Origin of the sequence: Streptomyces sp. NPDC097619 (genome assembly GCF_040302735.1) — a bacterium.
Lineage (GTDB): Bacteria > Actinomycetota > Actinomycetes > Streptomycetales > Streptomycetaceae > Streptomyces.
Genome location: NZ_JBEOSD010000199.1, coordinates 1 through 13,242, shown reverse-complemented (window position 1 = coordinate 13,242; position 13,242 = coordinate 1). Strand labels below are relative to the sequence as shown.

Here is a 13,242-nt window from a genome sequence, read left to right as displayed (position 1 = left end):
GCACGGCTTCCGGGGCGGCGGGAGCATCCCCTATCGCCGGGCGGCCGGAACCGTCCCGAGCGTGTCCGTGAGCAGCGGCAGCGACGCTGTCGGCAGGCCCTCGGTCGGCAGGCCCTCGGTCGGCAGGCCCTCGGTCGGGAGGCCGGCCCTCGCCCCGTCGGTCGTCTGCGCGCCGCCGGTCGTGGTCGGGCGGGGGGTGGTGGAGCGGTCGCCGCACAGGGCCCGGTCGCGGTACTCGGCCAGGGCGGCGTCGGCCGGGTGGTCCAGGAAGGCCGTGCCGGACTCGTTCAGGCGCTGGTACTTCATCAGGTTCCAGCCGGCGGCGAACTGCCGCCCGCCCCGCGCGTCGGACAGCGCCCAGGTGCCGGCGCCCCACACCCCGCCGTCGTGCCCCCAGACCGGGCCGCACGGCGTCTCCAGGGTGTAGATGCCGAGGCCGTAGCCGGCGAGGACGTTCCCCTCCTCGTCCTCGATCATGGGGACGGTGGTGAGCATCTGCCGCAGTTGGGTTCGCGGCAGCAGGTCGCCCCGGAGCAGCGTCCGGTAGAAGGAGTTGAGGTCCCCCATGGTCGAGACGAGCGCGCCGGCGGTGCCGCCCCAGGTCATGTTGTAGACGCTGTAGTCGCGCGGCGGGTCGATGAGCCCGTAGAAGTTCTCGTACATGCGGGCGTGCGGGCCGCGGATCCTGGGGTCGGTGCCGGGGAAGTAGGTGTCCTTCAGGCCGGCGCGGCGGATGACGTCCCGGGTGATGACGCGCTCCGGGTCCTCCCCGGTGACCTTGCGCAGGATCTCGCCGAGCAGGATGTAGTTGGTGTTCGAGTAGCGGAACTCGGCGCCCGGCTCGGACCACTGCGGCAGCCCCACCCCGTACCGGACCAGTGTGCGCGGGGAGATGCTGCGGTAGCGCTGGTCGTCCAGGTCGGCGGTGCTGCCCTCCTTGAGGGACGGGAAGGCCTCCGCGATGTAGTCGGCGATGCCGCTGGTGTGGTTCAGGAGCATCCGGACCGTCACCGTACGGCCGCGCTCGCCGGGCACCAGGTCCGGCACGTAGTCGCCGACCGGCCGGTCGAGCCCGATCCGGCCCTTCGCGGTCTGCTGGAGCACGGCCACGGCGGTGAAGCTCTTCGTGATGCTGCCGACCCGGTGCCGGAGGTCGGGCCGGACCGGCCGCCCCGTGTCGACGTCCGCGAGACCGGCGGCACCGTCGAAGCGAGCCCGCCCGTCGCGGACCGAGGAGTACACGCCGAAGATCCCCGCCTCGTGGACGGCGCGGAGCATCCGGTCCAGGCGGGCGCGGTCGGGGTGCGGGACGGCCGTGGTGCCGGCGGAGGCGGCGACGGCGGCCGAATGCCCGCCGAGGGCCTGCCCGTTCGGGTGTGGGGAGGCGGTGGTCGGAGAGGCGGAGGCCGAGGCCGCCGGTACGAGGCCGGTGAGCAGGGCGGCGACGACGGCACCGGCCGCGGCGGTACGGCGGAGCCGTCGGCGGCCCGGAAGGCTGGAAGGCACGGGGTGACTCCTGGAGCGGGGGCCCGGCGCGGACGACGGACCGGCGATCTGGGACGGTTCGATTCTTCTGCCCGGATCCGTTCCGTTCGTCATCCGCCGGGAGGAAGCACCCCGCTCGGTCCGTCAACCCCGGGAAGGAGGTGGTCCATGACGAGTCGTTACATGTGTCATGGGTGAGGGACGCCTTCCGGGGAAGCGCGCTCGCGAAGTCCCGCGCCGCGGCGGCGGAGGGCTGCCGGATATAGGGTGCGCCCGTGGAACGGATCCTGGTGGTGGGCGTCACGGGCGCGGGCAAGTCCACGCTCGCCCGTGCCGTGGGCGGCCGCCTGGACCTGCCGTACATCGAGATGGACGCCCTGTACTTCACCGGCCCCGACTGGGCCGTCGACGAGTACTTCGCCGCGGAGGTGGCCCGGCTCACCGCGGGGCCCCGCTGGATCGTGGACTCCCTCGGCCACCCCGAAGTCCGCGACCTGCTGTGGGAGCGCGCCGACACCGTGCTCTGGCTGGACTACCCGCGGCGCGTGGTCATGCCGCGCGTCCTGCGGAGGTCCCTGCGGCGCACCGTCACCCGCGAGGTGGTCTTCGGGGGCAACAGGGAGACCTGGGCGGGCTGGCTCAGCCGGGAGCACCCGGCCTGGTGGTCCTGGTCGCAGCACCGAAGCCGTGGCGAGGAGATCGAGCGCCGGACCCGCGACCCCCGCTCCGCACCCCTCGACACCCACCGCTTCGCGCACCCCCGGGCCACCAGGACCTGGCTGAGCTCGCTCTGACCCGCACCCTTCCCGGGTCCCGAGCCGAGGCCGGCTCCGTCCGCCGGCTCAGCCGGGGACCACCCGGGGCGTGCGGGGGCGGGCGCGGACGGCGGCGAGCCGGGCCCTGTCCTCGGCCCCGGCCAGGCTCTCGTCGAGGGCCAGGAGGGAGAGGAGCCGGACGGGGCGACCGGCGGTCGCCGCGGCCTCCACCTTGTGGTGACCGTCGAGGAGGAAATGCGTCAGGCCCCAGTGCACGAAGTAGTCGTCCGCCAGGTCGAGGGCGGGTTGGCACACGTCCAGCGTGGAGATCGCCACCGCCGTGGGGACCGTCCCCCGCTCCATGAGCCTCGCGTAATCCGCCACGCGGTCCCGGTCGTTCCGGATCGGGGGGACCATCGGCACGACGAACTCGTAGAGGTGGGCGTCCGCGTCCACGGCGGTCTCGAAGGTGCGGTAGTACGGGGTCCGGGGGTGCTCGGGCAGCCCCCAGAACTGGTCGAGGCCCCAGGTGGAGACCTGTTCGTCGCTGAAGTAGTCCCCCTGCTGTCCGGGCAGGACCAGCCGCGGCTCCACGTCCAGGAGCATCGGAAGGTACCGGCCGGCCGGCAGCAGCGCCCCGAAGGCGTGCAGCACGTCGGGCACGCCGTCGTCCGCCAGGCCGCCCAGCGTGCCGGTGAGTCGTTCCCGCACGGCCTCCAGCGACAGCGTCTCGTTCGAGCCCTCCAGGCGGCGGAACAGCAGGGGGCAGCTGCCGCAGTAGAAGCTGAGCTCGAAGGCGGGCTCGCCGTCGAGCGCGAGCAGGCGCCGCCGGGGCCCGCCGCCGACCTTCTGGTACTCCGTCGTGAACCGCAACCGCGCCTCGGAGGCGGAAACGCCCAGGCTGCGCGGCTCACCCGTTTCGATCATCACGGTCCGACGGTACGGGAAGCGTCCGGGGCGCGCAGACGGCGGGGTCGTGCGGTGTGGTCGTGCCGTCGGTGCGGAGGCGGCCGGTGGCGGACCCGTTCGGGTCGGGTTCGGGCGCGGGCCCACCGCGGGGGCGGGGCGGCTGCCAGGATGACCCCACCCCGGGTCGGGCCGGGGAGGAGGAGAGGTGTCGGTGAGCGAACCGTGGGACGTGAAGGGCCCGAAGCTGCCGCCCGGCTATCCGCCGCGGACCCCGACCCCGCCCAAGCGCCCCGTCCAGGTGCCGCCGCCCGAGAGGGATTCCGAACCGGTGCCCACGCCGCCGACCCGGCCCCGCACGGGCTCGCTCGTACCGGTCGGGCTGAGCCGGCCGCAGCCGCTGGGGGCCTCGACCCGCATGCGGGTCCGTGACCGACGTGTCGCCAACTGGGCGCTGAGCGGCGACTGTTGGGCGGCGGCGAAGGCCGTCCGGTCCGTGGCCGGGAAGGTGCGGGAGTGGGGATACGACCGGCCCGCCGACGGGGCGCTCGCGGGGGCGGTGCGCCTGCTCGTGGGGGCGGCCCTCACCGACGGCGGCCGACGGATCAGCGTGCACCTGGCCGATCAGGACGGCCGCGTTCTCATCGTCGTCCTCTCCCACACCGTCGCCGCCACCGACAGCGGTCTCCTCGCCCGGCTCGCCGCCGTCGAGGGCACCGCCTCCTGCGGCACCGAAGCGTCGGAGGAAGGCCGCCGGGTCTGGGCCCTCCTCGACACCCGGCTCGACTCGGGACTCGGCACCGACGGCGCGACGGACGCCGGCGGCGCGGCCGACACCGATGGTGTGCGCTGACGTCCACGGGGATCAGGCCCGGAGCGGCGCCGCGGGGTGGGGCCCGCCGGCTTGTCCGGGACGCGGGCGGGCTGACATCGTCACCGACATGCGTACGAGCCTGCTGGTGGGGGACAAGGCCCGGTTCGCCGCGGAGGTCGGCGCCCCGGGCCCGCTGTGCCGGGTGGACCTCTGGGCCGCCGGCAGGTGGCTGACCTGCGACGACAACATGGTGTACACGCCCGCGTTCCGCCGCGAAGTCCTGGCTGCCGCAGCCTGGTTGAGGTCGGGTGCCGGCCTCCCCGTGCCCTTCTCCGGCCTGTCCGCCGAGGCCGCCCACCGACGACTCGTCCCGCGGCCGGGTCACGACGGGGACGACGGGGACGCCGGGGGCGCGGGGGCGGAGCTCGGGGACGCACTCCGCGGCCGCTACCGCGCCCTGCTCTGGGGCCCCACGACCGACAACCTGATCGCCCACCTCTTCCGAGAGGAGGCCCGAGAGAAGGCCCGAGAGGAGGACCGGCTGACGATCACCCTGGAGTTCTGGCGCGAGGACCACCTGCGCGAGCACCCCGAGGACGCCGGCACCGTCTTCGTGGCCGAGCTGCCCGTCGAGGAACTCCTCACCGTCCTCGACGCGGTCGCGACGGCCCTGGGCGCCGGCACCGGCTGAGGGCACCTCCCGTACAGGTAGTCGAGGCGGGCCGCCGATGGCCGGAGCACGACCTCCGACAGCGCCACAGCGGGATCACACCGCTGCGGCCACGCCCTCCGGCCGGTGAGGACGGGCCCCGGCAGCGAAGGCGAGGATCTCGGGGGCGGCCTCCCGCAGGCTGGTGAAGTGGCGGTGTACGCCGTCCACGGGCGCGGGGGTGTTGACGCCCCACACCGTCATCCCGGCGCGCAGCCCGGACTGCACGCCGGAGGGGGCGTCCTCGATGACCAGGCAGTCCTGCGGTGTGGTGCCGAGCAGGGTGGCCGCCCGCAGGTACGGGACCGGTGAGGGCTTGCCGTCCGCCACCGAGGCGGCGTCCACGACGACCTCCGGGACGGGGAGGCCCGTCCGTGCGAACCGTCCGCGGACCCGGTGCTCGTAGTTGGAGGTCACCAGGGACCAGCGTCCGGGTTCGAGGGCGCCCAAGAGTTCCGCGGCGCCGTCGAAGGCCGTGTACGAGCCGGACCGGACGTCCTCGTCCTCCAACGCGTGCAGGGCGGCCAGGCACTCCTGAGGGTCCCGGTCCGGGGCGACCTGCGCGAACGTCTCCATCGGCCGCGTCCGCAGCGCGACCCGGTGGACCTCTTCGGGATCGAGTCCGTACCGCCGCGCCCACGTGTGCCAGACCAGGCGCTGGTTCTCCACGGCGTCCATCAGCGTGCCGTCGACATCGAACAGGACAAAGCGCTTCGCACCGGGACGGCTGGTTTCGTCGATCACGCCATGATCATGCCGGCAGGCCCTCGGAGCGCGGGGCGGGACCGCCTCCACACCCACCGCCGTCGTCCTCAAGGCCGCCGTGGCGGTCGACGCGCGCTGCCTCGGGGCCTGTTCCTCGGACCCGGGTGAAAATGCGGGTGCGGGTCACGGCCGCCCCCGATACGTTCCTCCGATGGCCTCTCTGCTCTCCGAACCCGTGCGGCGCCTCCTCGACGCGTCCGTTCCCGCCGTCCTCGCCACCGTCAACGGGGACGGCAGCCCGCAGACTTCGGTGGTCTGGATCGGCCGTGACGGCGACGACCTGCTCGTCTCCACCGCGGAGGGCCGGCTGAAGGAGCGCAACATGCGCCGGGACCCCCGCGTCAGCGTGACCGTCTACGACCCGGCCGACCCGCTCCGCTACGTGGAGGTCCGGGGAACGGCCGCCGTCTCCCCGGACGCGGACCGAGCCTTGGCCGCCGCGCTCGCCGAACGGTACGAAGGCCCCGGCGCCGGCCAGGAGTACGTCGACCTGCCCCCGGAGGTGGTCCGGGTCGTCGTCCGCATCACACCGACCAGGGTGGTCGGCACGGCCGCCGCCACGGCCTGAGCCGAGCCCCGTACGGTCGGGGGCGGGGCGTACGGTCTCCGGGCGCACGGTCTCCGGCAGTACGGTGCCCGCGCGGCCGTTTCCCTGTGAGGCGTCGACGCCAGGAGGTCCGGACCGTGGAAGACGAGTCGTACCCGCCGATCGAGCCCTACGGCGACCGCCCCCCGGCCGCGCGCCTGGCCCTCGTGCGGATCTGCGCGCACTACTTCTCCCACGGCGCCTGGCTGGAGGAGGGCGCCCTCCTGCGCGAGGCGCACCGGCCGGCGGGGATCCCGGGCGTACTGGTCCACGGCCGGCTCGACCTGGCCGCCCCGCTCGACACCGCCTGGGAACTCGCCCGGGCCTGGCCCGACGCCGAGCTGATCGTCGTCGGCGACGACGGCCACCTGGGCGGCCGTACGACGCGCGGCCACGTGCGCGCCGCGCTCGATCGGTTCGCCGACCCGGAGGGGGAACGCCCCACCCGCATCCGCTGAGCCCCGCCCGCCTGCCCACCTGACCGCATCCTCCCCCCGCCCCCTCGAAGTTCGGACGATCACCGCTCCGGGCCTGGGAATGCCCGGTCGGGGCCATGGCAGACGGGTGTGCCCGAAGGGGAAGCTGGGGCGGCAAGGCGACGGTCCGGCTCCCGCGACGACGGGGCGCCGGCCGAGCGGTGGGTCAGTGCGGAAGGGTGCCCTTCGTGGGTCATGAGCGTGTGTTCGTGCACGTCGTCGGATGCGATCCGATCTCCGAATCCGGCGTCGTGGCGCTGCTCAGGAACCGGGCGGAGGTGTGGCCGGCCACCGAGGGCCAACTCGGTGCGGCCACCGTCGCGGTGGTCGTGGCGGAAACGGTGGACGAGGAGGGCATGGCCCTGCTGGAACGGGCCCGCGCGGCCGGACCGAAGGCCGCCGTCATGATCGTCTGCGGGGTGGACGGCGCGGGCCTGACGCGCGCGGCGCAGTCCGAGGTGTCGGCCGTGCTCCGGCGCCGCGAGACCACGGCGGACCGCCTGGTGCGCACGGTCTCGGCGGTGGCCCGCGGTGCCCGGGTCCGCCGGCCCGGGCCCGGGCACGCTTCCGCGCCGGAACCGGACCGTGCCGAGGAGGAGCGCGGGGACCGGGTCACCCAGCGGGAGCGGGAAGTCCTCCGGCTCGTCGCGACGGGTCTGGACACTCGGGAGATAGCCGAGCAGCTCGCCTACTCCGAACGCACCGTCAAGAACGCCCTGTCCGTGTACGCGGACCGCTTCCACCTGCGCAACCGTTCCCACGCCGTGGCCCACGCCATCCGCGAAGGCGTCATCTGAGCCCCGGCCCCCGCCCCCGCCCTCGCCCGCGCCGGTTCTCCCGCCCTCACGCGTGCCCGCACGCGCGCCCCTGTCCGTCCGCTCGTTCAGGAGACGGCCGTCGGGTCGCCGTGCCGGGGGATCCGGATGGCCAGGACGAACCCGCCGTCCGGGTCCTCCCGGGTGGTGAGGGTCCCGCCCAGCGCGGCCACCCGGGCGCGGGTCCCCGCGAGCCCCAGGCCGCCCGCGGGCAGCGGCTCCTCCGCCCGCCCGCCCTCGCTCCGGACGCCCTCCTCGCGGGCGCCCACCATCGGCACCGCCCGCGGCCGCGCCCCCTCCCCGGGGGGTCCGTTGGCGATGGTGAGGTGCACCCCGTCCCGGGCGCACACCAGCGTGATGCCGACGGCCGCGCCCGGCGCGTGCTTGGCCGCGTTGGCCAGCCCCTCCTGCACGGCCCGGCGCACCGCGTGCTGCACCGGGAGGGCCAGGACCTCCGGAAAGCCGTCCACGTCCAGGGCGATCTCGCGACCGAGGGCCCGCCCGGTGTCCGACACCAGCTCCCGCAGGTCCTCCAAGCCGTGCACGGGTGGGGCGGGCACCCGGCCGGCCATGCCGCGGAAGACGGCCCGCAGTTCCTCCAGCGCCGTCCGCCCCTCCTTCTCGATCAGCGCCGCGTCGCGCACCACGTCCTCGCGGGCCTCCGGATACTCCTCCAGGACCCGGGCCAGCATGACGATGTTGCCGACGCGGTGCCCGATCACGTCGTGCATCTCGCGGGCGAGCCGGTCCTGTTCGTCGCGGGCGGCCTTCTCCGCGGCCAGCCGCTCGGCCCGGTGCGCCTCCTCGGTACGGGCGAGGACCGCCTCGTGGAGCAGACGCCGCTGGACGACGAGCTGCCCGACCACGGCCGCGGCGACCTGGGGCACCGCCAGGGCCAGGGAGAAGTTGGCCGACGCGGTGTCCGAGAGCCCCGCGGGCGCCACCGCCACGTACCACAGGGCCTGGCCGAAGAGCGCCCCCGCCGTCACCGCCGCGGCGGGCCACGGGCCCATCCGGCGGCTGAACAGGAACACCGACAGGCCCACGGCCATCCGGCCCGGCCAGGAGATGTGCGTCCCGCCCGTCACGAACAGCAGCACCGCCCCGATGCCCATCAACAGCACGGCGGGAGCGAAGGAGTCCCGCGGTGCGACCAGGACGATCACGACGGCCACCGCGACCAACGCCCAGGGCGTGGTGCCCCACCACGCCCGCTCACCGAGGGCCCAGGCCACCAGCAGCACGGCGAAGGCGGCGGACTCCCACAGGCCACGGGCCCCGCCACGGGCCCGCCACGGCGAGGAGAAACGATGACGGGCGCGCATGCTCCTACGCTAGCCACCCCCAGCGCTCACACCCGGGAGGCGGTCAGGTGATCAAGGTCCTCGTCGCCGACGACAACGACATCATGCGCCGCGGCCTGCGCCTGGCCCTCCGCACGGACACCGAACCCCCCGCCCCCGCCGTCGAACCCACCAGCGAGACCACCACCGAACCCTCCGTCGAGCGCGCCACCCACCCGACCGCCTTCGCCGCCGGGACACCCCTCACGGGCGGGCCCCGGTCCCGCGACGGCGCCGGGGGCCCCATCGAGGTCGTCGCCGAGGCCCGTACCGGGATCCAGGCGGTGGACCTCGCCCGCCGCCTCCTCCCCGACGTCGTGCTCATGGACATCCGCATGCCCGGCAAGGACGGCATCGAGGCCACCCGCGAGATCCTGCTCCTGCCCTCGCCGCCCGCCGTGCTGGTCCTGACGGTCTTCGACCGGGACGAGTACATCGAGCAGGTCCTCCGGGCGGGCGCGGCGGGCTTCCTGCTCAAGGACATCCCGCCGGCCGAACTCGTCCGGGCCGTCCGCATGGTGCACGCCGGACACACCATGCTCGACCCCACCGTGGTCCGGCGCGCCCTCGACCTCATGGCCGCGCCCCCCTCCGACGCCGGGGCCGCCGAGCGCCGGGCCGTCGCGCGGCTCACCCCACGGGAGGTCGAGGTCCTGCGGCTGGTCGCGGCGGGCCTGTCCAACAGCGCCATCGGAGCCGAACTCCACACGACGGAATCCACCGTGAAGGGCCACGTCAGCCGCGTCATGACCAAGCTCGGCGCGGACAACCGCGTCCAGATCGCCCGGATCGCCTACCGCGCCGGGCTCGACGAGGACGACGCCGCGCCCTGACCCCCGGCGCCCCTGCTCCCCCCGCCCTGACCCGGCCCCCGACCACCGGGCATCCCGCCGGACGGACCGCACCCGGGCCACCGCCACGGCGACGGGACCGAACTTCCGACAGAGATTCTGACGGAGTATCCGGCGGGCCCGCTGACCACCCCCCTGACCTGCGGAAATCATGCGCGACCCGGGCGTGAACTCTCGGCGAACCCCTGGTACGCGGGGTTTCGGCGGCCGGGGTCCGCGCCCTAGCGTCCCCTGCATGCACGACATTTCGCGCCGTAAGGTCCTCGGCACCCTCGCCGCCGGCTCCGCGCTCTCCGTACTGCCGCCGTCCCTCCTGGAGGCCATGGCCTCACCGATGCCCCGCGGTGGACTCCGGGGCATCGAGCACGTGATCGTGCTGATGCAGGAGAACCGTTCCTTCGACAACTACTTCGGCACCCTCAAGGGAGTGCGGGGCTTCGGCGACCCGACGGCGCTGCGCCTGCCCGGCGGTACGAGCGTCTTCGAGCAGCCGCGCGCCGGTGGACCGGCCGTCCTGCCCTTCTCGGCGCGACAGGCCGCGGTGGACGCCGGACGGCCCGAAGGGGACATCCAGTACCTCGGATCGCTGCCGCACGGCTTCGCCGACGGGGTGCAGGCCCGCGCGAACGGCTGGTGGAACGACTGGATCGCGGCCAAGGGCCAGAGCACCATGGCCCACTACGACCGGCGCGACATCCCCCTCCAGCACGAGCTGGCCGACCGCTTCACCCTCTGCGACGCCTACTTCTGCTCGGTGTTCGGCTCCACGAACCCCAACCGGAACTACCTCTGGACCGGCACCACCGGCTTCGAGCCGAACGGCGGCGGCCGGGCCGTCACCAACGCCGCCTACTCCTACGCCCACGCCGGCTACGACTGGACGACGTACCCCGAACGGCTGGAGGCCGCCGGGATCTCCTGGCAGATCTACCAGGAGTGGGACAACTTCACCGACAACGCGGTCGAGTACTTCAAGCCGTGGAAGCGGATCGGCCGGAAGATCCTCACCGCGGCCGGGTTCCCGTACGCCACCACCGAGGAGTTCTACGACAAGCTGTGGGACAGGGCGCCCGCCGACCGGGCCGAGGCGCTGGCCCGCTTCCGGACCGCCGTGGACGCCCTGCCCGCGGACGAGCGCCGGCTCTTCCAGCGCGGCGCGCACCGCTCCGAACCGGGCACCCTGATCACCCGCATCAAGGACGACATCCGCAACGGCACCCTCCCGAAGGTGAGTTGGGTGGTGCCGACGGCCGCCCTGTCCGAGCACCCCAGCTCCTCCACCCCGGCCGGCAGCGCGGGACTCGTCTACGACCTGCTGGACGCCATCGCGAGCGACCGCAAGACCTGGTCCAAGACGGCCCTGTTCATCAACTTCGACGAGAACGACGGCTACTTCGACCACGTCCCGTCGCCGACCGCCCCGCGCCCCGAGAGCGGCGACGGGGACGACTGGACCGGCGGGCGCCCGGTGGGCCCCGGCCCCCGCGTGCCGATGACGGTGGTCTCGCCCTGGACGGTCGGCGGGTTCGTCAGCTCCGAGCACTTCGACCACACCTCCGTCATCCGTTTCCTGGAGAAGTGGACGGGGGTCCACGAACCGAACATCAGCGCCTGGCGCCGCAGCGTCTTCGGCGACCTGACCTCCGCCTTCGACTTCGACCGGGCGCACCGCCCGCCCGAGGTGGAGCGCCCGGGTCCGGTGCCGGCACCGATCGGCCGCTGGAACCCGTCCCCGCCCGCCCGCCAGGCGCTGCCCGCACAGGAGCCCGGGGTCCGGGCGGCCCGCCCCTCCCCGTACCGGCTGTCCCTGCGCGCCGCCGTCACCGAGGGCGAGGTCGGGCTGCGCGTGGGCAACCACGGTTCCCGGGCGGCCGCGGTCACCGCGTACCCGGGCGACGGGGCCGCGCCGCGGACCTGGACCGTCACCGGGGGCGCCACCGCCGACGGCACCTTCCCGACCGGCCCCGAGGGCTACGACCTCCAGGCGCACGGGCCGGGCTGGTCCCGCTGGGAACTGCGCGGCGCGGGCGTCGGCGCCGAGGCCCACGTGGTCGAGCGGCCGGGCGCGCGGCGGGTGGACGTCGAGTGCGCCAACCCGTCCGGGCGCACCCGCACCCTGCTGGTGGGCGAGTCCACGCACTCCCGGCGCGGCGAGGACCGGGTCGTCCGGATCAGGCTCGCCCCCGGCCGCAAGCGCACCGTGTCCGTTCCGCTGGCCCGGCACGGCTGGTACGACATCGTGGTCCTCGACGAGGACGACCCGCGCTTCCTGCGCCGCGCCACCGGCCGCCCCGCCGACGGCCGTCCGGGCACCACGGACCCGGCCATCGGGTCCGCTCCCGTCCTGACCGCCTCGATCACGCTGCCGGAACCGATGCCGCCGCTCAAGGCGCCGCTGGTGCAGGGCAGTCCGTCCGAGGTCCTGGTGACGGTGCGGAACCAGGGCACGTCCGCGCTGCGCGACCTCGGCGTCTCGCTGTCCGTCCCGACGGGCTGGACGGCGGAGCTCCGCGGCCCCCTGCCCCGCCGGCTGCCGAGGGGCGGCTCGGCCGAGCTGCGCTTCACCGTCACCCCCGCCTCCGCCGCCACCCTCGGGACGCTGGCCGTCGCGGTGCGCGGCGAGGGGGAGGGGCTGCTGCGGATCGCGGACGCCCGGGTGCGGGCCGAGGTGGTCCCCGCGCTGAGCATGACGCTCACCGCCCCGGCGAGCTCGCCCGGGACGGACGGCAGCGCGCTCTCCCCGGAACGCCCGCTCGCGGTGACCGCGACGGTCACCAACGCCGGGAACGTCCCCCTCACCGGGCTGGCGGCCGCGCTCGCCGTACCGGACGGCTGGCGTGCCGTCCTCGCGCCCGGTGCCCCCGTCTCCGTGCCGGCCCGCGGCTCGGTGAAGGCCGTGTGGGAGGTCACCGCGCCGGCCGCCGCGGCCCGTACCTCGGCGACGCTGAAGGCCACCGTGGCCGCCCGCGCGGGCGGCGCCGCGCTGGAGCGGACCGCCGGCCTGGCCGCCCGGGTCGGTCCGGTCATGACCGGCCACCTCCTCGCGGAGGACTTCGAATCCGTCGCCCCGCACCTGGCGGTGGCCGTGGACCTCGCCCGCCCCGGACTGCGGGGCTGGACGCGGACCGCGCCGGAGGGCTGGACGGTCACCGACGCGCCCGGCATGCCCCGGGGCACCACGGAGCTGAACGGTTGGTCCTTCCTGTCGCGGGAGTTCTGGTTCCCGGCGGGCCAGGAGCGGCAGGCGTTCGGCCGGTCCCTCGGGATCGTGGCCGTCGCCGACCCGGACGACTGGGACGACACCGGCAGCCCCTCGGCGCGCGGCAGGTTCGACTCGACGCTGACCACGCCCCCGGTGGAGATCCCGGCCGGCACGCCGACCCTGCACCTCGCCTTCGACTCGCACTACCGGCAGGAGAGCCCGCAGGAGGCGGAGGTGACGGTCACCTTCGACACCGGGGCCACCACCCGGGTCCTGCACTACTCCAGCGCGGCCTCCGGGAACACCAACGGCGGCCGCGACCAGCAGAACCGCCTGGTCACCTGTTCCTTCGCGGTGCCCGCCGAGGCCCGCTCGGTGAAGGTCGGCTTCCGGATCCACAACGCCGGCAACAACTGGTTCTGGGCCCTGGACAACATCCGCCTGGCCACCACCCCGGTCACGGACGCCTGACCGTCCGGGCCCGCCCGCAGACGCCGAATGGATCAATCGAAGTTTATCAGCAGAGTTCGCCGTC

At 74.7% G+C, this 13,242-nt stretch carries 11 protein-coding genes and 1 pseudogene; 8 read left to right on the top strand and 4 right to left on the bottom strand.

Features of this window, described 5'->3' with window-relative positions; genetic code table 11:
* Positions 1-30: 30 nt before the first annotated feature.
* Positions 31-1,506: a serine hydrolase domain-containing protein gene (locus ABTZ17_RS33215; RefSeq protein ID WP_502994951.1), complete on the bottom strand. Its 1,476-nt coding sequence runs from the start codon at positions 1,504-1,506 to the stop codon at positions 31-33.
* Positions 1,507-1,760: 254 nt separating this feature from the next.
* On the opposite strand from ABTZ17_RS33215, the gene ABTZ17_RS33210 reads away from it, so the two are divergent.
* Positions 1,761-2,279, top strand: a complete 519-nt coding sequence (locus ABTZ17_RS33210) for an AAA family ATPase (RefSeq protein WP_352199519.1) — start codon at positions 1,761-1,763, stop codon at positions 2,277-2,279.
* A gap of 48 nt (positions 2,280-2,327) precedes the next feature.
* Here ABTZ17_RS33210 and ABTZ17_RS33205 read toward each other — a convergent pair whose 3' ends face one another.
* Positions 2,328-3,167 carry a hypothetical protein gene (locus ABTZ17_RS33205; protein WP_352199520.1) on the bottom strand — a complete coding sequence of 280 codons (840 nt, stop codon included), beginning with the start codon at positions 3,165-3,167 and terminating at the stop codon, positions 2,328-2,330.
* Positions 3,168-3,360: 193 nt separating this feature from the next.
* Here ABTZ17_RS33205 and ABTZ17_RS33200 point away from each other — a divergent pair, with 193 nt between their 5' ends.
* Together ABTZ17_RS33200 and ABTZ17_RS33195 are read left to right on the top strand one after the other, a co-directional pair.
* Positions 3,361-3,999 (top strand): hypothetical protein, encoded by a 639-nt coding sequence (locus tag ABTZ17_RS33200; RefSeq protein WP_352199518.1) that lies wholly within the window; start codon positions 3,361-3,363, stop codon positions 3,997-3,999.
* A gap of 88 nt (positions 4,000-4,087) precedes the next feature.
* Positions 4,088-4,651 carry a hypothetical protein gene (locus ABTZ17_RS33195; RefSeq protein ID WP_352199517.1) on the top strand — a complete coding sequence of 188 codons (564 nt, stop codon included), beginning with the start codon at positions 4,088-4,090 and terminating at the stop codon, positions 4,649-4,651.
* Positions 4,652-4,726: 75 nt separating this feature from the next.
* On the opposite strand, the gene ABTZ17_RS33190 is transcribed toward ABTZ17_RS33195, so the two are convergent.
* Complete coding sequence (locus ABTZ17_RS33190) at positions 4,727-5,413, bottom strand: HAD-IA family hydrolase (RefSeq protein WP_352199516.1); 687 nt, start codon at positions 5,411-5,413, stop codon at positions 4,727-4,729.
* Positions 5,414-5,585: 172 nt separating this feature from the next.
* Here ABTZ17_RS33190 and ABTZ17_RS33185 point away from each other — a divergent pair, with 172 nt between their 5' ends.
* The 3 genes and pseudogenes from ABTZ17_RS33185 to ABTZ17_RS33175 all read left to right on the top strand — a co-directional run bounded on the left by ABTZ17_RS33185 (position 5,586) and on the right by ABTZ17_RS33175 (position 7,293).
* Complete coding sequence (locus tag ABTZ17_RS33185) at positions 5,586-6,002, top strand: PPOX class F420-dependent oxidoreductase (RefSeq protein WP_352199515.1); 417 nt, start codon at positions 5,586-5,588, stop codon at positions 6,000-6,002.
* A gap of 146 nt (positions 6,003-6,148) precedes the next feature.
* Positions 6,149-6,478, top strand: a pseudogene (locus ABTZ17_RS33180) (prolyl aminopeptidase); the annotation flags it as partial.
* Between the two features lie 206 nt (positions 6,479-6,684).
* Positions 6,685-7,293, top strand: a complete 609-nt coding sequence (locus ABTZ17_RS33175) for a helix-turn-helix transcriptional regulator (RefSeq protein WP_352199514.1) — start codon at positions 6,685-6,687, stop codon at positions 7,291-7,293.
* Between the two features lie 86 nt (positions 7,294-7,379).
* Here ABTZ17_RS33175 and ABTZ17_RS33170 read toward each other — a convergent pair whose 3' ends face one another.
* Entirely contained in the window at positions 7,380-8,636 is a 1,257-nt protein-coding gene (locus ABTZ17_RS33170) for a sensor histidine kinase (RefSeq protein ID WP_352199513.1), read from the bottom strand.
* Between the two features lie 47 nt (positions 8,637-8,683).
* On the opposite strand from ABTZ17_RS33170, the gene ABTZ17_RS33165 reads away from it, so the two are divergent.
* The gene (locus tag ABTZ17_RS33165; protein WP_352199512.1) at positions 8,684-9,487 is read left to right on the top strand and encodes a response regulator; all 804 of its coding nucleotides are present in this window, start codon (positions 8,684-8,686) and stop codon (positions 9,485-9,487) included.
* A 253-nt stretch (positions 9,488-9,740) separates the two neighbouring features.
* Positions 9,741-13,178: a phosphocholine-specific phospholipase C gene (locus ABTZ17_RS33160; protein WP_352199511.1), complete on the top strand. Its 3,438-nt coding sequence runs from the start codon at positions 9,741-9,743 to the stop codon at positions 13,176-13,178.
* The last annotated feature ends 64 nt before the right edge of the window (positions 13,179-13,242 follow it).